Origin of the sequence: Rothia sp. HMSC061E04, from assembly GCF_001813685.1 — a bacterium.
In the GTDB taxonomy this organism is placed as follows: Bacteria; Actinomycetota; Actinomycetes; order Actinomycetales; family Micrococcaceae; genus Rothia; species Rothia mucilaginosa.
In genome coordinates this window covers 57,678-83,664 of sequence record NZ_KV813706.1, presented here as the reverse complement: position 1 = coordinate 83,664, position 25,987 = coordinate 57,678, and the positions used below count along the sequence as shown (strand labels likewise).

Sequence of the window (25,987 nt, the reverse complement as noted above, 5' to 3'; positions counted from 1 at the left end):
AGGTGCCACTAGCGCAGGCGGTTCAGTAGCTCATCCGAATGGTTCACCTCATCCAGCAGCGGCTCCACCTCGGCGGCACCGTACCGGGTCGGCTCCATCATCGTAAAACGAGTCAAATCCTTCGAATACCTGCCACGGCAGGACACCGTATCCCAGTTGATACCCAGAATCTCCTCCGGCCAACGCGCCATCAACGTGCCACGCAAAAACGCGCGCGTCTCACGCGGCGGCTCAGTCGTCGCACGCTCAATCTGCTCCGCAGAGAACAGCGTGCGCATGCGGCCACGGGACACCAGACGGTGATACAGGCTCTTCGACGGGTCAATATCAGCGTACTGCAAATCCAAAGCCTTCAACTTCGGATTCGCATAATCTACGCCCTGAGCGACATAACCGCGCACCAGCGCATACTTCGCCACCCAATCCAGACGATCCGCCAGCGAGAGCGGGTTGGTTTCCAGGGCGTCCAGAACCTCGCCCCACAGGTCAAGAATCTGCGCGGTCGCAGCATCCACACCCGCCGGGTTCGACTCCTCATGCGCACGGGAGGCCTCATAGTAGGCGCGCTGAATCTGCAGGGCACTCGCCGAACCACTCGTGGACACCGGGTTCGGCAGGGTCGCCGAAGACGGCGCCAACGGCAACTGAACCGACAGCGACAAATCGTGGCTGACCGCGTGCATCGCCGCCACCGGATCAGACAGGCGCACACCCGGCAGCGCGGGGTGCTGCTCACTATGCGACTCAATCAGGTTCATCACCAGCGCCGCCGTACCAAACTTCAACAGGTTCGAATAGTGCGACATGTTCGCATCCGCCGGAATCACGTGCAGGCGGCGATACTTCGACTCATCCGCATGCGGCTCATCGCGCGTATTCACAATCGGGCGGCGAATCGTGGTCTCCAGACCAATCGTGCGCTCAAAGAAATCAGCACGCGAACTAATCTGAAAACCCGGAACCTCACCGTGCGTACCAATACCCACACGGCCCGCACCCGTAAAAATCGCGCGGGTCGCAAAGAACGGCAGGAGCGCATCCGCAACCTGCTCAAACGGAATATCACGGCTAATCAGGTAGTTTTCGTGGGCGCCGTACGACTGGCCCTTCGAGTCGGTGTTGTTCTTGTACAGCTTCACCTGCGGCAAATCCTGCCCGTGGTTACCCAGCTCCACCAGCGACTCGTACGCCAGCGCGTCACCGGCAGCGTCATAGAGCACCGCGTCGGCGGGGGTCAGAACCTCCGGCGACGAATACTCCGGATGCGCGTGATCCACATACAGGCGCGCCCCATTGGGCAGAATCGCATTCATGGTCACGCGGTCCCAATCCAGACGCTCCGGGAAACCACCGCGACCGTGCACACCGGCGAGCGCATCCAGGGCGCTACGCGGCTCGGCGGGTTCACCCGGTGCCTGAACGCCCGCCTCACGCATAATCTCCAGGGCGATATCTTCGCTGGTCAGCTCGGTGCGAGTGTGCGTCATCTGGCTTGAGTGGGCGGTGGAGGCGTCCTGAACCTGACCGAACGCATCACGCAGCGGCGACTCAGACTCCCCCAGCCACTGACCCTCGGGGGTGGCGGTTGAGTAGTTCTCCGCCTGGCGTGCCTGCTCGGCGGTTAGCTCATCCGCCAGGGCGCGGCGCTGCAGCTGTTCGCGGAAGGTGGCGCCGCGGCGGAACGCCAACTTGGCGTAGGTGTTGACCACCAGTGCCGACAGCACGGTCGGGTTGGTGCCCGGCGCGGAGGGGGCGATGACGCCGTACTCGGTTTCTGCACCCATAATGCGGTGCACGCCGTAGCTGGGGGTGGAGTTCATGGGGCTCTCCTGAAAAAATCTATACCATCTAAAGGCTTTGGACCTGCGGTAATGCTGGGATTGATGCGAGATAAGCGCGAGGTGTGGGCTGAGCGCACAGTTAAGTGGGCGCGCAGCTTAGCGCGGCGGCTCCACCGACATCAGGCGGCCACGCACACCGGCAACGGTGAGCGCATCCTCAATATCGGGCAGCGGCGGCAAGTCCACCTGATCCTCAAACTCGGCGCGTACCGCCTCCAGCAGGTGGCGGGTACCAATACCCACACTCGAAGCGTCCGCACCGGCGGTCAACGCCTGTAGCTGCTCCTTAATCGCGGCCTTCTTCGCGCGGTCCACAATATTGCGAATCACCGCACCCGAAGCAAAATCGCCACGGTACAGCGTGTGAGTGGACAGGTTCGCGCTCGCGCCAGAACCAACGACCATGGAAGAATCCACGGTCGCCACAGCGTACGCCGTGGAGGGGGTGCGCGCGTACAGCTGACCTGCCGCCGCCGCAATCATCGCGGTCAGGGCGGCGCGGGTCGAACCGGCGGCTGCCACCTCCGCAGCGTCCAGAGGCAGGTCCTCGGTCAGGTACAGACCGAAAATCTCTGCCGCACCGGCGGCATCCGGGCGGTTAATACGGATTTTCAGGTCGAGTCGGCCCGGGCGCATCACCGCGGCATCTATCAAGTCTTCACGGTTGGTCGCACCAATAACGATGACGTTCTGCAACGACTCCACACCGTCAATTTCGGCAAGCAGCTGCGGCACGATGGTCGTCTCAATATCGGAGGAACGACCCGAACCGCGCATACGGAACAGCGACTCCATCTCGTCGAAGAACACGACAATCGGGTGGCCCGCCTCCGCCTTCTCACGGGCGGCAACAAAAATATCGCGAATCTGGCGCTCCGTCTCACCAACGAACTTATCGAGTAGCTCGGGGCCCTTAATGTTCAAGAAGTAGCCGCGAGTAGCCGAACCCGGGTTCAGCGCAGCCGCACGAGCCGCCAGGGAGTTCGCCACAGCCTTAGCAATCATGGTCTTACCGTTACCGGGAGGACCGTACAACAGAATGCCCTTGGGCGGCGCCAGGTGGTAGCGCTCAAAAATCTCGGGGTGCAGGTACGGCAGCTCCACCGCGTCGCGAATCTGCTCAATCTGCGCGCCCAGGCCACCAATCTGCTCGTAGGTGACGTCCGGGATCTCTTCCAGAACCAGCTCCTGCGAGCGGGAGGCGGGAACCTGCGAGGTCAGCATGCGGGTACGCGTGTCAAGGGTGACCGCGTCACCGGTGCGCAGCTGCTCAATGTCGAGGGAACCAGCCACACGCGCCACCTGCTGAGCACCCGAGGACGTATCAACCAGCACGCGCTGCTCATCCAGCACCTCGCGCACGGTCACCACATCACCGAAAGGTTCGGTGTCCAGAGCGAGCACCGCCTCCGTCTTGTCGTTGAGCAGCACGGTCATGCCGGGGGTCAGCGTAGACAGGTCAATAAGCGGGGACACGGGAATACGCATCATACGGCCGCTCACCTGAACATCCAGGTAGGTATCAATCTCGGCGGGAGTCTTATCGTCCGCAACCTGCTCGTAGGTCATGGTCTGACCCTCATGCACCGCCAGCACAATCGCCGAATTCAGCGGCGGCATAACATTCTGCGACAGGGACGCGCGCAGACGCTCCACCTGGTAGCGCATGCTGGTGATTGCCTCAACGAGCTTGCGGTTCTTCTCCCCCGCACCACGAATCTGTCGGCTCATATTGTCGCGGGTTGCCTCCGCCGCAGAGAGTCGACGCAACACGGCGTCATACTCCTGCGCGCTGACGGGCTGACTGCCGGGCAGGGAGGTCGACCCGAAAGCAGCCGAGTAGTGCGGTGCCGCGCTGGCTGCACTGTGGGCGGTGCCGTACTGGGGGGTTCCTGCCTGATCTGCAGATTCGTGGGTGGACACGGTAGCTCCTTTAGCTGTTCGTCCTAATCGACGGCTACTCGGTGGGTATCGGGCACAGTGAGTAGCCTGGTGAGTGCACTGCGGGGGCTCCAGGCAACGCCCGTGCCCCCGCAGGTCAAAGGTGATTCAAATTATTCAGCAGACTCAGTCGCCGCAGAGTCAGTTTCAGCGGCTGCGCCGTTGTTCTGCTCAGAATCCATGGCGTTTTGCGCGGTACCGTTTTGTTCCAGCGCAATCTCGTTCGCACGTGCGGCGTGAGCGGCAAGATTCTTCGCATCGCGGGCTGCGCGGCGAATCTTCTTATCGGTCACCTCACGCTCACCCACGTTCATGGGAATCCACGCGTTCATATCCTCTTCAGAGAAGTCAGTCTTGGATGCGCGACGCTTCGGTGCCAGGCGCACCGCACCGTCAGCCAGGCGACGAGCCACGACCAGGAACGCGGTGTGTGCAACCATGCGGTGGTCGGGGCGGACCGCCAGGCCCTCCACGTGCCAGCCGCGCACAATGGTTTCGTCACATTCGGGTTCGGTGAAGCGGCCGTCCAGGCGCATGCCCTCAACCAGGCGGGACATCTGGGTTACGGTCGCAACGTAGCAGATGAGCACGCCGCCGGGTGCGAGCGCCTCCGCAACAGCGTCCAGGCATTCCCAGGGTGCGAGCATGTCGAGTACGACGCGGTCGACGCTGCCGGGCTCTTCAACCTGCGGCAGGGTGTCCTGCAGGTCGCCGATGCTCAGCTTCCACGCCGGGTGGGGTCCGCCGAACATGGTCTCGATGTTGCCGCGGGCGACGTCTGCGAACTCTTCACGACGTTCGAAGGAGTGCACGCAACCGTAGTCGCCGACTGCACGCAGCAGCGCGATGGACAGCGCACCGGAGCCGACGCCGGCCTCGACGACGCGTGCGCCGGGGAAGATGTCTGCCTTGACGATAATCTGGGCGGCGTCCTTGGGGTAGACGACAGCTGCGCCGCGCGGCATGGAGAGCACGAAGTCCTTGTAGAGGGGGCGCAGCGCCTGGTAGAGAATGCCGTGAGTGTTGGGGATGACGGTGCCTTCGGGTGCGCCGATGAGGTCGTCGTGCTTGAGGAAGCCCTTGTGGGAGTGGTATTCGCCGCCTTCGGCGAGGGTGATGGTGGTGATGCGGCCGCGTTCGTCAGTGATTTGGACGCGCTCGCCGGGGCGGAAGGGGCCGCGGCGGTTGATTGCGCCGGTGGGGGTGTGGGTGCCGCTGCTCACGGGGTGATTCTCCTCGGGTTTGGGTCAGTCTGTGCTGTTCGCCGTCGCGGCGAACTGTGGACGGAAAAAGTCCTGTTCTATTTTAGCGGAGTCTGCAAATCGGCTGTGGTGCATTACCCCGCAAGCGTGATAATGCGGGGCATGGATGAAGCAATGACCACTGAGCAATTGGGGCTACTCATTTTTGGTTAGACTTGAGGGGAGTTCGCGGAAATCCTCTGCGGGCAGAAACACCTTAGTGCCCACGAATTATGGGGCAAAGGAAAGAGTATTGTGACTGATTTCAACTCACTGATTGCCAAGTTCGGCAGGCAGGTGCAAGAGAATCTGCGCATTGGAGAAGGCGAACCGGAGGCTCAGCTGACGAACCCGGTCGCTACCCTGTTGCAGGACTTTGGCGCTTTGCATTCGATGAAGGTTGTGACCGTCCGTGAAACCTCGCTGAAAACAGCGGGGGGGGGGTCTAATTTCTGAGGGTCTGGTGCGCCCTGATTACGCCATCATGGTCGATGGTGTTTTAACCGGTTACGTGGAGCTGAAGGCTCCGGGTAAGAACATTGACCCTGCTTCTTTCACTAAGAAGAGCCACGAGTATAAGCAGTGGCAGCGGCTGCGGAACCTTCCGAACCTTTTGTACACCAATGGCACCGAGTGGCGTCTGTATCGTTATGGCGAACCAGTGCTGACGAGCACCGGGTACGACGCGGTGCATATGCATGGCTCTTTTAGCGGCCATGGCACGCTGAGCGCACCGGATGCTCTCGCGGCGTTCTTCCTTAACTTTCTGCGTTGGGCTCCCTCCCCGATTACGAGTGCTGACCAGTTGGTGGGAACTCTCGCTCCCCTTGCGGCTTTGCTCCGTGAAGAGATGCTTTTGGGTCTTGCCGTACAGGAAAAGACATATAAAGCGGATCAGACAAAGGCTAAGAAGAAGGGTGAGGAAGATTTTGTGATTCCTCCCCCGCTGGTGGGTCTGCGTAAGGATTGGCGTGATACTCTCGCCCCGAGTACCAGCAATGAGGAGTTTGCCGATAGTTTTGCGCAGACGGTGGTTTTCTCACTGGTGGTTGCTCTCTCAGAGGGTCACGACCTGAGCCTTGAGACGTTCTCGACCATGGCGGGTCGTTTGCGTTCTCAGCACGGTCTGCTGGGTAATGCGCTGGGTCTGCTGACCGAGCATCTGGATGAGAAAAGCTCCCTGTATAACGCTCTGGCTGTGATTGTGCGTGTCATGGGTGCAGCCTCCTGGAAATACATTTCTGGCGGCAAGTCGGATGTGTATCTTCACCTCTACGAGCACTTCCTGAAGGTCTATAACCCCGAGCAGCGCAAGAAGACCGGTAGCTACTACACCCCCGTTGAGGTGGTGGATCAGATGGTGCGCCTGGTAGACGATGCTCTACGCACCTACCTGGGTAAGGAGCACGGTCTGGCGAGCGAGGGTGTGTCTGTGATTGATCCGGCGATGGGTACCGGCACCTATCCCCTGTCGGTCATGCATCAGGTGGCGAAGGCGGAGAGCCTGGCTCCCGCTGCGCGTACTCGTGCTCTGAATCGTCTGGCGAAGAACCTGTACGGCTTTGAGCTGCAGTCGGGTCCTTTCTCCGTGGCCGAGCTTCGCCTGAACCAGACCCTTAAGGAGCTGGGGGCTGAAATTCCTGAGGACGGTCTGAACCTCTATGTGGCGGATACTCTGAGCGACCCCTACGCTAAGCAGAAGCCGGTGAACAGTCAGACCCTGCGTCTGCTTTCTCAGTTGTCGAATAAGGCAACTAGGGTGAAGCGTGAGGTGCCTATTCAGGTGTGCATTGGTAACCCGCCGTATAAGGATAAGGCGGAGGGTATGGGCGGCTGGGTGGAGTCGGGCTTCCGCTCACCCGCTGTTGCCTCCCCCATTCTGGATGACTTCCGTGCACCGGGTATGGGCAAGTACGAGTATGTGCTGAAGAATCTGTACGTCTATTTCTGGCGCTGGGCTTTTTGGAAGGTTTTTGAGGATTCATTCCGTGCTCTGGAAGGTCAGCCTGATAGCACTCAGCGTGCGGGTGTGGTCTGTTTTATTACCGCAGACGGCTATCTGAATGGACCCGGTTTCGCGGGAATGCGCGAGTATATTCGACGCTCTTCTAGCCGTGGCTGGATTATTAATGTGACTCCTGAGGGTAAGCGCCCGCCGGCGAAGAACGCTGTCTTTGCCATTGAGACTCCGGTGTCTATTGCCCTGTTCTTGCGTGAAGAAAATACCGATGAGGAAACCCCCGCGGATATTCGCTACGTTGCCCTGCACGGTACCTTTGCGGAGAAAATGCATGCTCTTGCTACCCTCGACCTGGACGGCGCAGAGTTTGAACCGGTGCGTTCAGGCTGGGGTGATAAGTTTGCACCCGAAGCGGGTGGTGATTGGGATAGCTACCCTGAATTGCCTGATTTCTATGCCAGCTGCTTCCCCGGTGTGAAGCCCAATAAGACCTGGGTTTATGCTCCTTCAGAGAGCGTACTACAGGAACGCTGGGCGGAACTCATTGAAGGTAACGATCTGGAAGTACGTGCTGAGCGGTTCAAGGAAACGCGTGATACCAAAATTACGGAGGGTAAGAAGCCGCTTCCTGGGAGCGATACGTTCCAGGGAAGTCTCGAAAGCCTGAACGACCAGATTGCACGCGAGCTCATTCCTGATACGCCGAATATTGTGCAGGTGGGGTATCGCTCCTTTGACCGGCAGTATATTCTGGCTGATGCACGTTTACTTCACATGCCCTCACCCAAACTATGGGAGCACCGCGTTTCGGAGCAGATTTTTATTGTGGAGCAACACGCGCGCCACCCACAAGCAGGACCTGGGCTGTACTTCGATGCCCTCATCCCGGACATGAACGCCTTCAATAATCGCGGTGGTCGCGCCCACCCGGTACTGAACGTCAACGGCACCCCGAACCTCACCGAACCTGCCACGCAGATGCTACGTGAGCGTTTCGGAGATAACGCCCCCGGCAACCTCGTCTACTACCTGGCGGCACTCACTGGACACCCCGGCTACGTGCGCACCTTTGACGAGCCGCTCCAGCAGGCGGGTATCCGCGTGCCCCTCACCGCCGACCCTGCACTCTGGGAACGCGCTGTTCAGCTTGGTAAGCAGGTCGTGTGGCTGCACACCTACGGTGAGCGTGGTGAGCCGCTACCGGGTATAAAGTATCTGCACCAGTTGCCTAAGGATGCAGACTACACCCTGCCGAATCCGACGGTAGACATGGGCAAAACCATGCCGGAGAAGAAGCCCAGCTTCTCCCCCGACCCGGTCGATAGCCTCTCCAAGGAAGAGAATAACCCCGTCATGGGCACCGTCTCCTTCGGTCAGGCACGTTGTGAGAACGTGGAGAAGCGTGTCTTCGACTACACCGTCGGTGGTAACCAAGTACTGGGTCTATGGGCTAAATACCGCCTCAAGAAGCCGGTAGTGCGCCGTAGCTCCTCGCTCAACGATATTGTTCAGCGAGAATGGCCGGAAGCTTGGAGCGAAGAGTATGAGCGGTTGCTCTACACTCTTACGCACCTGGTGCATCTGGAACCCGCTCAGGAGAAGCTCCTTGATGAGGTTCTCGCCGGTGAACAGATTTTCCGTGAGGAGTTTGTAGACACCGAAGACTAGCCGCTCAATAGCTGCCGGTATCAGGCGGTTAAACGCAAGGGGTGGGTGATCCTGGAATAGTCCAGGATCACCCACCCCTTTGTTGGGCTCATATTGCTATCAGAAGCCCTACGCTTCCTTCTGCGCCTCGTACGCGCGCACCTCAGCTAACATCTCTGCGGCGAGCGCATCGACCGCCTCACGGTCATACGGGCGGAAAGCGTACAGCTCCTCCATGACCGATGAAGCCATCTTAGAGGACCACGCCCAGGCGTGCCGCCAGGATGTCACGCACCAGCGCGCCACCGCCAACGGTGGTGTCCGCCAGAGCCTTCACAGCCCACGCATCCACAGCCGCCAACGCCGCCGGAGCGTTCAGGTCCTCGCCAAGTGCCTCACGCACAGTGGTCAGCAGCTCAACAGCCGCCTCATCGGTGACACCTTCGGAACCTTCACGGCCCTCAGCCACCGACACCGCATGACGGTACGTATCCAGGCGAGCCTTCGCGTGCTCCAGCAGCTCATCAGTCCAGAACCAATCCGAACGGTAATGCTGACCCATAATCGCCAGACGCACCGCGTTCGCATCCTCACCGGCCGCACGCAGACGCGAAACCAGCACCAGGTTACCGCGGGACTTACTCATCTTGTGGCCGTCCAAACCGACCATGCCGGTGTGCGCGTAATGCTTCGCGTGCGGGCGTGCAGACACAGCCCACGAATGGCCCGCACCCAAATCATGGTGCGGGAACGTCAAGTCGTTACCGCCTGCTTGAACGGTCAGCGAACCATCCACAAAACGGCGGGCAATCATCGTGCACTCAATATGCCAGCCCGGGCGGCCCGCGCCCAGCTCGCCGGCATCCCAGCTCGGCTCGCCCTCACGCTCAACACGCCACAGTAGCGGATCCAGTGCGTCACGCTTACCGGCACGGTTCGGGTCGCCGCCGCGCTCAGCGAAAATCTCCAGCATCTCATCACAGGTCAAGTGGCAGACCTCGCCCGGTGCCCATGAGTAGCCCTCGGCATTCGCGGGCAGCTCACGCACAGCCTTCAAATCCAGGTACACGTCACCGTCAGGATGCACCACACCCTGCTCGTCCGTGAAACCGGGCACGCGGTACGCCAGGCCGCGGCGCAGCAAATCCTCAATCAGCGGGAACAGCCACTCAATAGACTCCACCACACCCACATAGTGCGCCGGCGGAATCACGTTCAGCGCCTTCATGTCGGTGCGGAACAGTTCCGTCTGATCCTCAGCCAGCTCACGCCAATCAACATTCGTCGCGGTCGCACGCTCAAGCAGCGGGTCGTCCACATCGGTCACGTTCTGCACGTACGTCACCGGCACGCCCGCATCCAGCCAGGCGCGGTGCAGCAAGTCAAAAGCAACATAGGTGGAGGCGTGACCCATATGCGTCGCGTCGTACGGGGTGATACCGCAAACGTACAGGCTCGCCGCCTTATCCTCCTGAACCTGAACAATCTCACCAGCCGCAGTATCAAAAATACGCGGCAACGCAGCCTGACCGGGCAGAGTCACAGAGGCGGGGGCATCCCAAGCTCGCATGGGTTTCCTTTCCGTAAAAACGCCCACAACCGGTGGACGCGCCACACCGCTGCCCAACCTCAAGGCATGCGGGTGCCAAAAAATCTACTCCAATAAGAATACCCGCTCGTGAGTTTCTCACGGGCGGGTATGTCATATCACGCTGAGGGCTAAAGCCTTAGAACGCCGAAGAAGTAGCGTTCAGAACGCCAGTGCCCAGACCAACGAAAATCAGGATACCGAGCGCAATGCGGTACCAAATGAAAACGCCGTAGGACTTCGAAGACACGTACTTCAAGAACCAGCCGATCATCAGGTAACCCACCACGAACGCGACCAAAGTCGCCACGATAGTCGAGGGGATACCGTAGTAGCCGGTCGCCTCAGCACCAGTGAACACCTTGAAAGTCTTGTACAGACCAGACATGAACACTGCCGGCAGAGCCAGAAGGAACGAGTAACGAGCCGCAGCCTCACGGGTGTAACCCATGAACAGACCCGCAGTAATCGTACCGCCCGAACGGGAAACACCCGGGATCAGTGCCAGCGCCTGCGCGAAACCGTACAGAATACCGTGACGGAAAGTCAGGTCCTTCAGCTCACGCTGCTCACGACCAAAACGGTCCGCAAGACCCAGGAACACCGCAAAGACAATCAGCATGGTCGCCACAACCCACAGGCTGCGGAACTGGGTGTCAATGTAGTCTTCCAGCAGCAAGCCCAGAATACCGATGGGCAGGGAGCCGAGAATAATCAGCCAACCCATGCGGGCATCCGGGTCGTTGCGCGGTACGCGGCCGGTCAAGGATCCGAACCAGGACTTCAGGATGCGAACAAGATCGCGCCAGAAGAAAATCAGAACCGCAGTCTCAGTACCCAGCTGGGTGATTGCGGTAAACGCGGCGCCCGGGTCAGCCCTCTCCGGCAGGATCTGACCAACAATGTTCAGATGCGCCGATGATGAAATCGGCAGAAATTCGGTAAGGCCCTGAACGAAGCCCAAAATAATTGCTTGAATCCATTCCACGCATTCAAGGATACAGGAGGCGCACCCACCCGGGGCGGTTCGCCGAAGGTGATGTGGAACTTCCGCAAACCGCCCCGTCCACACTGTGAAACGCTCAGGGTGCCGTTTCAGGAGGTACACCGCGGTGCATCCGAGGCTCATGCACGGTTCAAGGAGGCCGCGCAAACACCTCAAATGCGCGCTCTCCGGCGCGTCGAAGGTGCGTCAACGGCGCGTTCTCCGGCGCAAGCGTACTAGCCGCACGACCAGTCAAAAACACCAGTCTCAAAATCAAAAACAGCGCTACCGCATCCAAAATTCAGCACATCAAACTCATCGAACTCAATATAACGAGCCGTCAGACCATCCGACAGGCTCTGCGCATAAAAATGAGTACCGCCCAGGTGAGTACCCACCACAATCAGCGGCTTTGCCCACTCAAACCACGCCGAATCCTCCGTGTCCCAATCGAAAGGACTCAGATAACCAGTCTGCGGGTCAACATTCTCAAACACATCACTCGGGGCCTTACCGGCATTCGGGTCATCGTCGGAACCCACCCCACAAGAGCAAGCTTACGATCCAGCGGCTGCTGACGATTAGCCAAAGCCCAGGCGCTGAAGCTCTCCTCCTCACCACGATGCTCACCGGGACGGCGCACATTAAACGCATAAGGGCGGGATACATACTCCCAGTATGCATCCCGCCCCCACATCATGCACGGTCAACGGTCATCAGCCAGCGGTCACCCGCAAACCTTGCACAAAGCATGTACGGCTATCGCCTACGCCTGACGCTCATCACGCAGCGCACGGTTCACAGCCGAAATCATCGCCTTCAAAGCTGCACGAGTCGTCGAGCTGTCCACACCAATACCCCACAGCACGCGAGAACCAACAGCAGCCTCAACATAGCAGGCAGCATTAGCAGTCGACGAAGACGACATGGTGTGCTCCGAGTAATCCATCACGCGAATATCCACGCCTTCGCCCGACAGGATGTTCTGCAGAGCGTCCACCGGACCGGTACCCGAAGCCGAACGAGTGTACGTGTGACCATTAATATTCAGACCAACACGCAGAGTGGTCGCACCAGTATCAGCCGAATCAATATTAATCGACTCAATACGATACTTACCCCAACGGTTCTGCGGATCCGGAGCCGGCAGATACTCATCCGCGAAGATGTTCCACAGCTTCTGGCTGGTCATCTCGCCGCCCTCAGCGTCAGTACGAGCCTGAACAATCTTCGAGAACTCAACCTGAGCACGACGCGGCAGGTCCAGACCGTGATCCTGCTTCAGCAGGTACGCCATACCACCCTTACCGGACTGCGAGTTCACACGAATAATCGCCTCATAGGTACGACCCAAATCGCGAGGATCAATCGGCAGGTACGGAACCTCCCAATACACCTCATCCACAGTCTTACCCGCCTCAGCAGCGGTACGCTCCAGAGCCTCAAAGCCCTTCTTAATAGCGTCCTGGTGAGAACCAGAGAACGCAGTGAACACCAGGTCGCCACCATACGGCGAACGCTCGTGCACCTTCAACTGGTTGCAGTACTCAACAGTCTTACGGATACCGTCAATATCAGAGAAATCAATCTGCGGATCAATACCCTGGGTGTACATGTTCAGACCCAAAGTCACCAGGTCAACGTTACCGGTGCGCTCGCCATTACCGAAGAGGCAACCCTCAATACGGTCAGCGCCCGCCAGGTAACCCAGCTCAGCAGCAGCCACACCGGTACCGCGGTCATTGTGCGGGTGCAGCGACAGCACAATGTGCTCGCGGTGGTTCAGGTTGCGGTGCATCCACTCGACAGAGTCGGCGTACACGTTCGGGGTAGCCATCTCAACGGTAGCGGGCAGGTTCACAATCAGCTCGCGACCGTTCTGACCAACCTCCAGCTCCTCAGCCACAGCGTTCACCACGCGAGCCGCGTACTCCAGCTCAGTGCCGGTGAAAGACTCGGGCGAGTACTCGTAGATGACCTTAGTATCAGAGACCATCTGCTCTTCGTACTTGCGGCACAGGCGCGCACCCTGCAGGGCGATATCCAGCACGCCCTCCTGATCCTGGTTGAACACCACGCGACGCTGCAGAACGGAGGTCGAGTTGTAGAAGTGCACAATCGCCTGCGGTGCGCCCTCAATCGCCTCAAAAGTGCGGGCAATCAGGTGCTCACGCGCCTGCACCAGAACCTGAATGGTCACATCCGAAGGAATGTGGCCGTCCTCAACGAGAGTGCGCACAAAATCAAAGTCAGTCTGCGACGCCGAAGGGAAACCAACCTCAATTTCCTTGTAACCCATCTTCACCAGCAGCTTGAACATCGCAAGCTTACGGTCGGTGTCCATGGGGTCAATCAGCGCCTGGTTGCCGTCACGCAGATCCACTGCGCACCAGCGCGGAGCCTTCTCAATGACCTTATCCGGCCAGGTGCGGTCCGGCAGGTCAACAACAATCTGCTCCTGGAAAGGGCGGTACTTGTGTACCGGCATGGGGCTGGGCTTCTGGTGGTTTTTCATGATGAATTTCCTGTTGGTTGGTCCGTCTCGCTCTACCCAAAGTGTGGGGCTCGTACCGTGCCGGGTATCGGTCCCCGGCAGCCGTGGTCAAGGCGGTGCATCAGAAAGGATGCAAAGGTGAGATGCCGCGTCAAAAAGCCGGAACGGTTGCGGCAGATTCTAGCGTGCCCCGTTCCGGCGAATAAGCAGCAGGTTCACTGCCTGGCGGGTAACCCCGCGCATACTCTCACCGTCAATAGTCATGCCTCCACGCTATCACAGGGGTCGGAGGCGGCGGCAGGGCACCCGGGAAGCCGTCCATCATCTGGAAAGAATTAACGGCAAAGGGGCGCAGCCACCATTTCTGGCGCTACGCCCCCTTATTCAAAATTCACGCATCTTCGCTATGCCCTAGCTACAACCTAGTAGGCGAAAGCAGTCTGGCACTTGTGCTGATCAGCAGTCTGACCGGTCGCGTTACCCGCAATCGCAGCATCCTGCTTCTCCATCGCCTCACCGGACGGGAAGTCAGTACCAATCGTCACCGACACTCCCAGAACCTCTTCAGTCGCCACCACTCGGGTTACGTTCAGTTTTGCGGCGATTTCCTTCGCCTCCGCCTCATAACCGGTCGAGTAGAACACCGTGGTGAAGTTCGTCGGGTTAGCCGAAGTACCGGGAGTAACATTCGTGTAGCCCAGGCCCTCAATCACCGAAGCGATTGTAGCCGAGCGACCATCCAGACCGGTCGCGTTGTACACGTTCACCGGAACCGTACGGTCCAGCTGAACCGGAGCGGCAGCAGTAGCCGGTGCCTCCGGAGCCTTCTCTTCCTTCAGCGACTTATCGTCACGCAGACGCTGGAACACGTTCGCAGCATCCGCAGAAACCTGCAGGCGGTTCTCATCCTGGCTCCACGGCTCAGTCGGCACGGTCGCAAACACAACATTCGACAGATCCACGCCACCAAGAGCCGCACCAACACCCACCAGAGTGCTGATATTACCCAGGTTCTTATCCACCGTCACGTTCTGAGTAATCGCCTCAGCAATGTTAATCAGACGGCTCGGATTCGACAGAGTACCCTCGCTCTTCACCTTACGCAACAGCGAAGACAAGAAGCCCTGCTGAGCCTGAATACGACCAATATCGGAACCATCCGAGAAGCCGTGGCGGCTACGCAAGAACGCAAGAGCCTGCTCACCTTCAACCGAAGAAGTACCGGCAGGAAGCTTCAAGCCACTGTACTCGTCATCAATCGGAGCGTCCACACACACCTGAACGCCGCCAACAACCTTCGACAGCTCCTTCACAGCATTAAAGTCCACCAACATGAAGTGGTCAATATTCACACCGGTCAGCTTGCTAATGGTTGCCACAGTACAACCGGGGCCACCACGAGACAGAGACTCGTTAATCTGAACGTTCTCCTCAGCCGGGTACACGGTGCCGCTCTCAGGATCAGTACACTGCGGCACATCAACCATCAGGTCACGCGGGAACGACAGCACGCTCACGTTCTTACGGTCCTTGCTGATCTGCAGCAGCATCATCACGTCCGCGCGAGCCTCAGAATTGCGGTCATCCTCATCACCGTACGCACCGTTATTACCCTTACGGGTATCGGAGCCAATCACGAGAATGTCCAAGGCGCCGTTCTCCAGGCCGTTCTTGTAATTGCTGATGTTCAGCTCCTGAGTATGCAGATTATTGCGCATACGCAGAGCCAACACGCCACCAAAGCCAACAACAATGACGAGCATGCAAGCAGTAAGCAGAGCAATCCACTTATTGCGGTTTGAAGTCATCACCGTCGTGCGCATATGACGACCGGTGCTTCGTAAACGAGGTGCCTGGGGCATACCTTTTCTCTTTCTGCCGGTGAGCAAGTGCTTTCTCAGAGTAACACTCTTCCCTATGAGCGCCGAATGAGTAGGAAAGCTACTAGAATCCCAGGCGGTTCAACGCACGCGCGTCAGACTGCCATTCCTTCGCAACCTTCACATGAATATTCAAATAAATGCGGGTACCGAGCAGCGCCTCAATCTGCTCACGAGCCTTCGTACCAATCTTGCGCAGATTCGAGCCGCCCTTACCGATAATGATGTATTTCTGCGACTCACGCTCCACATATAGGTTCACGTGCACATCCAGCAGCGGGTTATCCGCCGGGCGGCCCTCACGGAACTCCATCTCCTCAACCGTCACAGCAATCGAGTGGGGTAGCTCCTCACGCGCACCCTCCAGAGCAGCCTCACGCACCAGCTCCGCGATGAGGGTTGCTTCCGGCTCATCGGTCAGCTCACCCTCCGGGTACAGCGGCGGCGACAGCGGAGTGTACTGCGCCAGCAGGTCAGCAACCGCATCCACCTGGAAATGCTTCACAGCAGACACCGGGATAATCGCAGCCCAGCCACCCTTACCGTCAACCGGCATCGGCTCAGCAACCTCACCGGCGCGGCGCGTAGCCGCAGGGCCCGAACCCTTCGCGAAAGGCACAGCATCATTCTTGCCGCCCTTACCCTTGGGGCCCTTACCCTTCTGCTTCGCACGATGCTCGGCACGCTTAGCACGAGCCGCACGCTCAGCGCTCATAACCTCTTCGCCGAGCGCCTCAACAGCCAGCAGCTGCTCACGCAGCTCCTCAGAGCTCACAGTGTCAGCCTTCGTCACAATAGCAACCACCGGCTTATTGCTCGACGCCACCAGCTGCGACGCAATGTAACGGTCACCCGGACCGATCTTCTCATTCGCCGGAATGCAGAAGCCCAGCACATCCACCTGCGAAAGGGTGCTTGCCACCAGGTCGTTCAGACGCTCACCCAGCAGAGTGCGGGGGCGGTGAATACCCGGGGTGTCCACCAGAATCAGCTGGTACTCGTCCTTGTGCACAATACCGCGGATTGTGTGGCGGGTCGTCTGCGGACGGTTTGAGGTGATAGCCACCTTCTGACCGACCATAGCGTTCGTCAGAGTAGACTTACCCGCATTCGGGCGGCCCACCAGCGAAGCGAAGCCCGAACGGAAATTCTCCGGGTAGGTCGGCAGCGGGGTGCTCAAGTCCAGAGTGCTCAAATCGAGCGGGGTGTACTCCTGGTCCATTGTGTTTCTCCTTGTCAAACCCCGTGCGGGGTGTATGGGGTGCCAGCCTCATCTGCCTGCGCCTTCCGGGGCGGGGCGGCCGGCTCAAAGTGTGTTAGGGAAAATGCGGCGTCTATGTTCGATATCTAGCGGTTGCCGTGCTGATTGGTTGCCGGTTCAGCCTCTGCAATATCTCCCGGAAGATCAGGATGCGCATGCGGCTCAGCCACAGCGGGCGGCTCCGTATCCACGGTGAGGATGTCAGCAACCTCCGCGGAATTAGGCTCCGAGGAACCTTCAGTATTCTGCTGCTCATCACGAGGCGGCTCATACCACGCCTGCAGCATATCCACCTGGTGGCGGCGGCCCGACGAACCAATCGCACGAATATGAATACCGTCAATCTCAATCTCAGAACCAACAATCGGCACCATGCCCAGATGCTTAGCGAGCAGACCGCCCACCGTATCAACATCTTCATCCTCGAGTTCACGACCGAAAATCTCGCCCAGCTCATCAATACCCAGACGGGCAGAGAGACGGAACGTGCCGTCGTCATTCAGCGTGTAATCGGGGCGCTCATGGTCGTACTCATCAGAAATGTCGCCGACCAGCTCCTCGATTAGGTCCTCAAGCGTGATTAGACCGGCGGTGCCGCCGTACTCGTCAACAATAATCGCCACGTGCGTGGACTCGCGCTGCATCTCACGCAGCAGGTCCATGGCGCGCTTCGACTCGGGCTCAAAACGAGCCGGGCGCATCAGCTCAACCACGGTCGGCAGGGCGGTACCTTCGGGAGCCTCACCGTGCAGGATGAAGGCGCGCATCGCGTCCTTCAGGTAGAGCACGCCCAAAATCTCATCGCTCGAATCACCAATCACCGGCATACGCGAATAACCCGAACGCAGGAACAGGCTCAGCGCCTCACGCAGAGGGGTGTCACGGCTGGCGGTGAGCATGTCGGTACGCGGAACCATGAGCGAACGGATGCGGGTATCGTCCATCTCAAAGACAGACTGCACCATCTGCGCCTCGTCATCCTCAATGGTTTCAGCGTCGGAGGCGCGGTCCAGGAACTCGCGCAGCTCCTCCTCATCGAACACGCCCACCGGGGCCTCAGCCGAACGTTCCGGCGCCAGGCGCACACTGAGCTTATCGAGCAGACCGGTCGCCGGGCTCAGCAGAACCGACAGGTAGTGCACCGGGCGCGCCAGCACACGAATCGACGCGACCGGGCAGTTACGTCCCAGAGCACGCGCCAGCATATGCAGAATCGGGTAGCCCACCAGCGCAACAATCACGAGGGTCAGCACTACGGCGAGCGCGTGCACCTCGACCAGGCTTAGCAGACAGGTCATGGTGGCGAGCACCGCGGCGGCTGCCGCAATGAGGCGGGTCAGGCGCAGCGGGTGCGTGTACGCCTCGGAGTCACCGTCGAGGGTGCGCTGCAGGACGCGGGCGCCGAGGGTGTCCGGGTGTGCCTCCACCGCTTCCTCAGCCTCGTTGTGCGGCAAGTAGGTGAATGCGGTTTCGGCGATTGCCGCGACCACGGTCAGGCAGAGCGCGAGAACGGCGAGGAGGGCTGTGAGTAGAATGTCCACGCCGCTCCCCTAGTGTCGGGTTTCGACCGGTGCCGGGCGGCCCAGGAACTCTTCGAGGATGGAGCGCTGAATGCCGAACATTTCAGCTTCCTCTTCGGCGGTGCCGTGGTCGTAGCCGAGGCAGTGCAGAATGCCGTGGGTGGTGAGCAGGTACAGCTCATCGAGGGTGCTGTGACCTGCATCTGCGCCCTGACGTGCGGCGACGGGCGGGCAGAGGATAATGTCACCGAGCATGCCGCTGGAGGGGTTTTCAGGGGTTCCCGGTTCCAGCTCGTCCATGGGGAAGCTCATCACGTCGGTTGCGCCGGGCAGGTCCATCCATTCAATGTGCACGCGTTCCATTTCGTCTTCGTTCACGATGGCGATGGACAGGTAGGTGTCATCGGCAAGGTGCATGCGTTTGAAGGCGTGCTCGACGAGGCGGGTCAGCACCTCGGTGTCTACCGCTTCGAAAGATTCGCGGATGAAGGCGTCGGTTGCCGGGTCGGCACCGGTTGCGGGTTCTTCACAGTCGAATTCGATCTCTGCCACCGTTTAGCGTCCTTCCGGGGTGGTCTGTGCGTTGTCGGAGTTGTTCTCGGCGTTCTTTTCGGAGCCGCCGTTGATGCCTGCGCGGTCCAGCAGTTTCTCTGCTGCGGCCTCGATGGTGGCGCGCTTGACCTTGCGGTTGCGCTTGCGTTCCATTGCCTTCTGGTCTTCGCCCCACTGGTCGTAGGCGGACACAATGTTCGACACCAGGGTGTGACGAACCACGTCGGAGGATTCCAGGATGCTGAAGTGAATATCCTCCACGCCCTGCAGAATGTTGCGCACCTGCTTCAGACCGGATGCCGCTCCACCGGGCAGGTCGATCTGGGTGATGTCACCGGTAATGACCATCTTCGAGCCGAAGCCTAGTCGGGTCAGGAACATTTTCATCTGCTCGGCGGTGGTGTTCTGCGCCTCGTCAAGGATGATGAACGCATCATTGAGGGTGCGGCCACGCATGTACGCCAGCGGTGCGACCTCAATGGTGCCCGCCTCCATGAGCTTGGGGATGGTTTCGGGTTCGAGCATGTCGTGCAGTGCGTCGTAGAGCGGGCGCAGGTACGGGTCGATCTTCTCGTTGAGGGTGCCGGGTAAGAATCCCAGACGCTCGCCAGCCTCCACGGCGGGGCGGGTGAGGATAATGCGGTTCACTTCGTGGCTCTGCAGCGCCTGCACAGCCTTCGCCATGGCGAGGTAGGTCTTACCGGTACCCGCCGGGCCGATGCCGAAGATGACGGTGTTCGCGTCGATAGCGTCCACGTACTTCTTCTGGTTAATAGTCTTGGGGCGAATCGTGGTGCCGCGGGTGGAGAGGATGCTGGCGGACAGCGAGTGCGCCGGGTTGCTCAGTTCGTCACCGAGCATGCCCATGAGGCGGTGAATAACCTGCACGGTAATCTGCGTGTCGTGGCTGGAGAGCACGCGCAGTTCGTTCAGTAGCTTTGCGGCGGTATTGACTGCCTCGGAAGGGCCGGTGATGAGTACGTCCAGGTCCTTGGGGCGCAGGCTAATCTGCTCGAAGTAGTCCTCGATAATTGCCAGGTGCGCGTCCTGCGGGCCGAGCACGGCGATCATTTCTGCGGCGCTCTTGAAGGATACGGTGCGCGCGGTCGAGAGAGGTCGGGAGGTAGTCATATGGGCTCCTTGGCTAGTGATGTATTTACAAGTATAGATGCGCGTGATGCACCACGCCCCGGTGGATGCCTGTCAGCTGGGTTCTAGCAGAGGGGTGCTACCGGAGGAAATCCAGTAGCGGGCGCTCTACCAGCGGCCCAGCACCACGTTCAGGGTGCACATGGCGGCAGAGCCGGCGGTGGAGGAACGTAGCACCTCGTCACCGAGTAGTGCCAGCTGCGCGCCAGCGTCGGTGAAGAGCTGCACTTCGCGGTCGCTGATGCCGCCTTCGGGGCCGACGAGCAGGTAGATTTCTTCGGGCAGGTTCTCTGCCTCTACAAGCTTGCGCGCCAGGGCGCTGAGGCGTTCGGTCGCCTGCTCATGCAGGATGAACACGGCGGCGGACTGCTCAGAACCCTCCCCGGCAACTTCTTCAATGAGTTCGACCAGGTCGGCGGTGCTGTACAGGTCGTACACTTCGGGAATGAGCGCGCGGCGCGACTGCTTCGCGGCGGCGGTGACGGTGTTCTGCCACTTGGTGTGTGCCTTGGAGGCGCGCTCCCCCTTCCAACGCACGATGGAGCGGTCCGCGCTCCACGGAAGCACACCGTACACGCCCAGCTCGGTGGCGGTTTCGATGGCGAGCAGGTCGCGGCCGTCCTTCGCGAGGGCCTGCACCAGGTAGATGGAGGGCACGCTGCGTTCCTCGCGTAGCTCCTGCACCTGCACGCTCACGCCGTCCGCGTTAATGGAGGCGACCGTACCGAGTGCGCGGCGGCCGGTGCCGTCACCCAGGTCGATGCGTTCGCCGAGCTCAAGGCGCTTGACGAGGGCGTGCTTGCCTTCGGAGCCGCTGAGCGCGCAGGTGGCGCCGGGGGTGAGTGCGTCGTATTCTTCCGTGCTGATGTAGAAGATGGGGGCGCTCATGGTTCTCCTTGAGGTGCGGTTTGAAAGCGTGGGTAGTGTGCGGTTGGTGTGTGAAATAGGTGCGCAGCTTGGCGCGGGCGCATGCAGCGCAGTGCTGACAGGAAAGCGGCGGGTGCGGGGTGAGTACCGCACCCGCCACATCCTCAGCTTGGTGTAGGGATCCTACTTGAACTGGTCCTTCAGGCGGGAGAAGAGACCGCCGCGGTGCTTGACCTGCGAACCTTCGGTGAGGGATTCACCGCGCAGGGCAGCGAACTGGCGCAGCAGTTCACGCTGTTCTTCGGTCATGTCGGTGGGGGTGACCACCTGGATACGTACCAGCAGGTCGCCGCGACGCTCGGTGCCGAGCACGGTTGCGCCCAGGCCGTTGAGGGTGATTACGTCACCGCTCTGAGTGCCTGCGGGGATCGCAACTTCCTGGTCGCCGTCGAAGGTCTTCAGCGGGATGGTGGTGCCCAGTGCCGCCGCGACCATGGGGATGTTCACGGTGGTGACCAGGTTGTCGCCCTCGCGGCTAAAGTACTTGTCGCGCTTGACGTTCAGGTCAACGTACAGGTCGCCGTTGGGGCCACCGTACAGGCCTGCTTCGCCCTTGCCGCGCAGGCGGATACGCGCCTGGTCGTGCACGCCGGCGGGAACGTTGAAGGTCAGCGGCACGTCTTCACGTACGCGGCCCTGACCGTGGCATTCAGGGCAGGGGGTCTTGATGACGGTGCCGTAGCCGTGGCAGTCGGGGCATTCAACCTGCTGCATGACGGTACCGAGGATGGACTGCACGCGGCGCTGCATGAAACCGTGACCGGAGCAGGTGGTGCAGGTTTCGGGCTGGGTGCCCTCTGCGGTGCCTTCGCCGTTACAGGACTTGCAGGTCACGGCGGAGCGACGCTCAATGGTCTTCTCAACGCCGAACACGGCGTCCTGCAGGCTGATGGAGACGGTAATCAGGTCATCCTGGCCCTGACGCATGCGGGATGCGGGGCCGCGGGCACCTGCCGCGCCGCCGGTGAACATGTTCAGCAGGTCCTCAAAACCGCCGAAGCCGCTGAATCCGCCGCCCGGGTAGCCGCCGCCTCCGGGGTAGCCTGCGCGGCCCTGTTCGTCGCCGGTTGTGTCATAGTTGCGGCGCTTTTCGGGGTCGGAGAGCACCTCGTAGGCGAGGGTGACGCGCTTGAACTCTTCGGCTGCGTCCTCGGAGGGGTTCACGTCGGGGTGTAGCTGGCGTGCCTTCTTTCGGTACGCCTTCTTGATCTCTTCGGGGCTGGCGTCGTTCGATACGCCGAGAGTATCGTAGTGGCTCATGCGTTTCCTTCCTCTCGAGACGATGGCGGTGCTCGATGAGTGCACCGCCAACAATGGTCGTATCAATTCTAGGGGATACTACCCCCGACCCGATACAATGGCTAGGCTGAATGGGGGTCGCTCCCGCTATCCGCTTAATCTGCGGTGCCTGTGCCCCTGAAATCGGCTCCGTAGTCCTATTGCGATTTTCACCCCTACCGCCCCAAAGGAGAATACGTTGAGTACCCACCACTCCCCCTACGGCTGGGGTGCCCAGGATCTAAACGCCGCCCGCATGAGCCGCCAGGCGCCGGCCCCGCGTAAAGTACCGCTGCGCCGCGGCCTGCTCATTGAGGACATTAACGGTTGGGTGGGTGAGGTCGTGAAGGCTGAACGCATCGGCGGTGCCCTCTTCTTCGGACTCGAGGACGCGAAGGGTCGCGTGAAGAACTTCCCGCTGGGTCCTGGCTACCTGATTGAGGGCGAGCCCGTTGAGATTGTCGCCCCGGTGGCTGCGAAGGAGCCGAAGCGCACGATTTCTCGTTCCGGATCTATTGCGGTGAAGAACGCCCCGGCTCGGGTGGCGCGCGCCTCCCGCATCTGGGTTGAGGGTTTGCACGACGCCGAGCTCGTGGAGAAGGTCTGGGGCCACGATCTGCGCGTTGAGGGCATTGTCGTGGAGCCGCTGCACGGCGTGGATGATCTCGCCGGTGCTATTCGCGAGTTCGCGCCGGGCCCAGGCCGCCGCCTGGGTATTCTGGTCGACCACCTGATTGAGGGCACGAAGGAGCAGCGCATTGTTGCGGATGCGCTGGCTGTGCCGGGTGCCGCCGGGCACGTGAAAATCGTGGGCCACCCGTTCATCGATATTTGGCAGGCGGTCAAGCCCTCGGTGCTGGGTTTGAAGGCGTGGCCACAGGTGCCGCGCGGTGAGGACTTCAAGAAGGGCACGCTGCGTCGTCTGGGTCAGCCGCACGAAACGCAGGCGGATGTGGCGCAGGCGTGGAAGCATATTCTCTCCCGCGTTGACTCCTACGCTGACCTGGATCCGACGCTGCTCGGTCCGGTCGAATCGCTCATCGATTTTCTCACCGAGCCGGGTGCCTAACCGCACCCGAGACCCGCTATTGCGCCCCCCGTCTGCGAGCGCAGGTGTGAATTTGCTCAGAACCTTTCCCTCGAGGGCATTATCCTGTGGGTTTTGTCCCCTAAAGCGGTACAATAGTTGAGCGTGTGGCATTGCCTCTGTGGGTTTATGTTGCACCATCACTACACTCTTAGGTCACCACCGCTCAAACGATTTGCCTCTTCGGAGGGTATATCCACCGGCTTAGGTGATCACCACAAGAAACTTCTATCGAACCAGGATTTTCGTGACTAACGATGTTCGCCCGGCAACCGGGCCTCAGAAAACCCGTAAGATTAGCGTGATTCAGGACCGCAACCGTGCGACTCTCGCGCATTTCGGCGGTATTCTCGGCATCATTCCTTCCGCTGCGGTTTTCTACGTCAGCCGCAATAACGCACCCTTCGCTGAGCAGGAAGCTCGCGAGGCAATGAACTTCACCCTCCTGCCCTCCATTGCTCTGGTGACGCTGTGGGTTGTGTCGTTCCTGCCCGGCATGGGAAACATTGCCATGGTTCTGGGTGCGCTCGTGTGGCTATTCATGGCTATTGCGTCGTTGCGTGCCGGTATTGAGGTGAACCGCGGTGAGCCGTACAGCTACCGCGTGAACCCGCGCCTGCTGGACCGCTTCTACTCCACCGAGAACGCAGAATCCGCAGAGTCCTAAACCGCGCTGTCTCAGAACCGCGCTGATAGCTTTTACGATGAACGCCCCGCACGTTGTGTGCGGGGCGTTCTACGTTTAAGTGGGGCTTCTTTGCCTAGTGCGCGTGAATTACTGCAAACTCTACCGAATGGTGCTGTAGATAATCTTTGTTAAACGATCGTGGGCCCCTGTTGCCAGGAGCCCACAACCGTATTCACTCAACTTCAGCAAAGACGAGAACACGCTGTTAGACATATACCGTCCTGCCATGACCTATTATGGCACAGCGTAACCTTCAACCACAACTTGAAATTGGGTGTTTTAGAGAATTTTTTCTCAGGAAAGTATTCGAAAAATACGCACTCTAAAAGTGGTATGACAGAGTGGAAAATTCTTTTGGCTAGTCCAGTACAAATGCGAACAATTAGCACACCGGTGTAAGGTGTGATGCTCCCCCAAAGCCCCTCCAAACAGCCCCGAAAAATTTTTTTAAAAGTTTTTTGAGACCCGCAAAAACACCCCGAAATCACCGAAATATTACGGCAATGCCGGGGCGCACGCCATTCGCAGGCAGCGTTAGAGAAAAGCATCAAGTGGAGCTGCGACAGACCAGAACCGGAACGTCGCCCCGATTGAAAAGCCCCTTGTCAGACCAATGCTTCTTAGTGCTCCTCGTGCTCTTCAGGGACCTCCGGGAGCAGCTCACGGGTGACCGCATCGCCCAGTAGACGGCCCTTGAGGGTCAGGTGCACGTGAGCTTCAGGGTCAGGTTCAGCTTGAGAATTCAAAGCATCAGGCTCAATCAGAGCTTGAGAAACCAGCCAACGCAGGGAGGCACCCAGCTGCGCCTCGTCGTGCACGGCGAGCAGCTCGCGCATCGCCAAGCCCTCACGCACACGGATCATGAGCATAATCGTCTCAAAAGCACGAGTGGCGGTGTCCAGAACCTCACGTGCCGCCGCCGGGGACTCCCCCGCCCGCACCTTCTGCGCGTACGGTACCGGGTGCTTCACGTTCCACCAGCGGGTACCGTTGACGTGCGAGTGCGCGCCGGGACCGATGCCCCACCAGTCCTGGTTGCGCCAGTAGGCGAGGTTGTGGTCGCTGCGGGTGTCCTCGCTGCGCGAGTAGTTGGAGACCTCGTACCAGTTGTAGCCGGCTTCGGTGAGCAGCTCCTCGGCGAGCAGGTACATGTCCGCCATGAGGTCTTCGTCGGGCATGGTGTATTCGCCGCGGCGGATCTGCGCGGCGAGCTTGGTGCCGTCCTCCACGATCAGCGAGTACGCCGAAATATGGTCCGGCTCGTAGGAAATTGCGGCGCGAACACTTTGCTCCCACTGATGCAGGCTCTCCCCCGGCGAACCGTAAATCAGGTCCACGGACACCTGCAGGCCAACCTCCTTAGCCCAGGCGACGACCTTCGGCACGTTCGACGGCGTGTGGGTGCGGTCGAGTACCTGTAGCACCTCGGGGACGACTGACTGCATACCGAAGGATACTCGGGTGAAGCCGCCGTCCTTGAGGGTCTGCAGGTCTTCGCGGGTTACGGAGTCGGGGTTCGCTTCGGTGGTGACTTCTGCGCCTTCGACGAGGCCGAATACGTCGATGGCTGCCTGCAGGATGCGCACGAGGTCGCGGGCGGGCAGTTTGGTGGGGGTGCCGCCTCCGAAGAAGACGGTGTGCATGGGGCGTTTTGCGACGCCGGATGCTTCGAGGGTACGGGCGGCGAAGAGGATTTCTGCGATGGCATCGTCGGCGTAGGTGCCGAGGCCGATGCCGTCGCCGAAGTCTTCGGTGGCGTAGGTGTTGAAGTCGCAGTAGCCGCAGCGTACGGAGCAGAAGGGGATGTGTACGTAGAGGCTGAAGTCGCGGGTTTCGCATCCTGCCGCGCTGGTGGGGGGGATGCGCCCGTCGCGGGGTGCGGGGGCGCCGGTGGGCTGGGCGGGCATTCTGCCTCCTGGAACTAGGTGTAGAGGTCGGGGGGGGGGGG

General features: G+C 60.0%; 20 protein-coding genes. 4 read left to right on the top strand and 16 right to left on the bottom strand.

Annotation, left to right across the window (positions count from 1 at the left end):
* Window positions 1–8: 8 nt before the first annotated feature.
* The 3 genes from dop to HMPREF2927_RS07215 form a co-directional block, all read right to left on the bottom strand.
* Window positions 9–1,820: a depupylase/deamidase Dop gene (dop, locus tag HMPREF2927_RS07225; protein WP_070686776.1), complete on the bottom strand. Its 1,812-nt coding sequence runs from the start codon at window positions 1,818–1,820 to the stop codon at window positions 9–11.
* Between the two features lie 117 nt (window positions 1,821–1,937).
* Window positions 1,938–3,764, bottom strand: a complete 1,827-nt coding sequence (gene arc, locus HMPREF2927_RS07220) for a proteasome ATPase (RefSeq protein WP_070686775.1) — start codon at window positions 3,762–3,764, stop codon at window positions 1,938–1,940.
* Between the two features lie 131 nt (window positions 3,765–3,895).
* Window positions 3,896–5,005: a tRNA (adenine-N1)-methyltransferase gene (locus HMPREF2927_RS07215; RefSeq protein WP_070686773.1), complete on the bottom strand. Its 1,110-nt coding sequence runs from the start codon at window positions 5,003–5,005 to the stop codon at window positions 3,896–3,898.
* A 273-nt stretch (window positions 5,006–5,278) separates the two neighbouring features.
* Between HMPREF2927_RS07215 and HMPREF2927_RS07210 the strand changes: the two genes are divergently transcribed.
* Both HMPREF2927_RS07210 and HMPREF2927_RS07205 read left to right on the top strand, forming a co-directional pair.
* On the top strand, window positions 5,279–5,479 hold the full coding sequence (locus HMPREF2927_RS07210; protein WP_070686771.1) for a hypothetical protein: 201 nt from the start codon (window positions 5,279–5,281) through the stop codon (window positions 5,477–5,479).
* 7 nt (window positions 5,480–5,486) lie between these two features.
* On the top strand, window positions 5,487–8,651 hold the full coding sequence (locus HMPREF2927_RS07205; RefSeq protein WP_070686769.1) for a type ISP restriction/modification enzyme: 3,165 nt from the start codon (window positions 5,487–5,489) through the stop codon (window positions 8,649–8,651).
* Window positions 8,652–8,759: 108 nt separating this feature from the next.
* Here HMPREF2927_RS07205 and HMPREF2927_RS09350 read toward each other — a convergent pair whose 3' ends face one another.
* The 12 genes from HMPREF2927_RS09350 to dnaJ all read right to left on the bottom strand — a co-directional run bounded on the left by HMPREF2927_RS09350 (window position 8,760) and on the right by dnaJ (window position 22,246).
* Window positions 8,760–8,882, bottom strand: a complete 123-nt coding sequence (locus HMPREF2927_RS09350; protein WP_256370591.1) for a hypothetical protein — start codon at window positions 8,880–8,882, stop codon at window positions 8,760–8,762.
* Window position 8,883: 1 nt separating this feature from the next.
* Complete coding sequence (mshC, locus tag HMPREF2927_RS07200; RefSeq protein WP_070686767.1) at window positions 8,884–10,200, bottom strand: cysteine--1-D-myo-inosityl 2-amino-2-deoxy-alpha-D-glucopyranoside ligase; 1,317 nt, start codon at window positions 10,198–10,200, stop codon at window positions 8,884–8,886.
* 157 nt (window positions 10,201–10,357) lie between these two features.
* A complete protein-coding gene (locus HMPREF2927_RS07195; RefSeq protein ID WP_070686765.1) occupies window positions 10,358–11,206 on the bottom strand; it encodes an undecaprenyl-diphosphate phosphatase in 849 nt (282 codons plus the stop codon).
* A gap of 233 nt (window positions 11,207–11,439) precedes the next feature.
* Window positions 11,440–11,700, bottom strand: a complete 261-nt coding sequence (locus HMPREF2927_RS09310; protein ID WP_246827382.1) for a hypothetical protein — start codon at window positions 11,698–11,700, stop codon at window positions 11,440–11,442.
* Window positions 11,701–11,969: 269 nt separating this feature from the next.
* Window positions 11,970–13,718 (bottom strand): 2-isopropylmalate synthase, encoded by a 1,749-nt coding sequence (leuA, locus tag HMPREF2927_RS07185; protein WP_070686762.1) that lies wholly within the window; start codon window positions 13,716–13,718, stop codon window positions 11,970–11,972.
* A 401-nt stretch (window positions 13,719–14,119) separates the two neighbouring features.
* Window positions 14,120–15,559, bottom strand: coding sequence for an LCP family protein (locus HMPREF2927_RS07180; protein ID WP_070686761.1), 1,440 nt, complete (start codon window positions 15,557–15,559; stop codon window positions 14,120–14,122).
* A gap of 82 nt (window positions 15,560–15,641) precedes the next feature.
* Window positions 15,642–16,799: a GTPase Era gene (locus HMPREF2927_RS07175; protein WP_210399831.1), complete on the bottom strand. Its 1,158-nt coding sequence runs from the start codon at window positions 16,797–16,799 to the stop codon at window positions 15,642–15,644.
* A gap of 125 nt (window positions 16,800–16,924) precedes the next feature.
* Complete coding sequence (locus tag HMPREF2927_RS07170; RefSeq protein WP_070686759.1) at window positions 16,925–18,379, bottom strand: hemolysin family protein; 1,455 nt, start codon at window positions 18,377–18,379, stop codon at window positions 16,925–16,927.
* A gap of 9 nt (window positions 18,380–18,388) precedes the next feature.
* Entirely contained in the window at window positions 18,389–18,910 is a 522-nt protein-coding gene (ybeY, locus tag HMPREF2927_RS07165; protein ID WP_070686757.1) for an rRNA maturation RNase YbeY, read from the bottom strand.
* Between the two features lie 3 nt (window positions 18,911–18,913).
* The gene (locus tag HMPREF2927_RS07160) at window positions 18,914–20,041 is read right to left on the bottom strand and encodes a PhoH family protein (RefSeq protein ID WP_070686755.1); all 1,128 of its coding nucleotides are present in this window, start codon (window positions 20,039–20,041) and stop codon (window positions 18,914–18,916) included.
* A gap of 126 nt (window positions 20,042–20,167) precedes the next feature.
* Window positions 20,168–20,947 carry a 16S rRNA (uracil(1498)-N(3))-methyltransferase gene (locus HMPREF2927_RS07155; RefSeq protein WP_070686753.1) on the bottom strand — a complete coding sequence of 260 codons (780 nt, stop codon included), beginning with the start codon at window positions 20,945–20,947 and terminating at the stop codon, window positions 20,168–20,170.
* Window positions 20,948–21,109: 162 nt separating this feature from the next.
* Window positions 21,110–22,246 carry a molecular chaperone DnaJ gene (dnaJ, locus tag HMPREF2927_RS07150; protein ID WP_005508690.1) on the bottom strand — a complete coding sequence of 379 codons (1,137 nt, stop codon included), beginning with the start codon at window positions 22,244–22,246 and terminating at the stop codon, window positions 21,110–21,112.
* 217 nt (window positions 22,247–22,463) lie between these two features.
* On the opposite strand from dnaJ, the gene HMPREF2927_RS07145 reads away from it, so the two are divergent.
* Both HMPREF2927_RS07145 and HMPREF2927_RS07140 read left to right on the top strand, forming a co-directional pair.
* Window positions 22,464–23,333 carry a DUF3097 domain-containing protein gene (locus HMPREF2927_RS07145; protein WP_070686752.1) on the top strand — a complete coding sequence of 290 codons (870 nt, stop codon included), beginning with the start codon at window positions 22,464–22,466 and terminating at the stop codon, window positions 23,331–23,333.
* A gap of 265 nt (window positions 23,334–23,598) precedes the next feature.
* Entirely contained in the window at window positions 23,599–24,018 is a 420-nt protein-coding gene (locus HMPREF2927_RS07140) for a DUF4870 domain-containing protein (protein ID WP_070686750.1), read from the top strand.
* Between the two features lie 641 nt (window positions 24,019–24,659).
* Here the strand turns inward: HMPREF2927_RS07140 and hemW are convergent.
* Complete coding sequence (hemW, locus tag HMPREF2927_RS07135; protein WP_070686748.1) at window positions 24,660–25,946, bottom strand: radical SAM family heme chaperone HemW; 1,287 nt, start codon at window positions 25,944–25,946, stop codon at window positions 24,660–24,662.
* Window positions 25,947–25,987 lie beyond the last annotated feature (41 nt).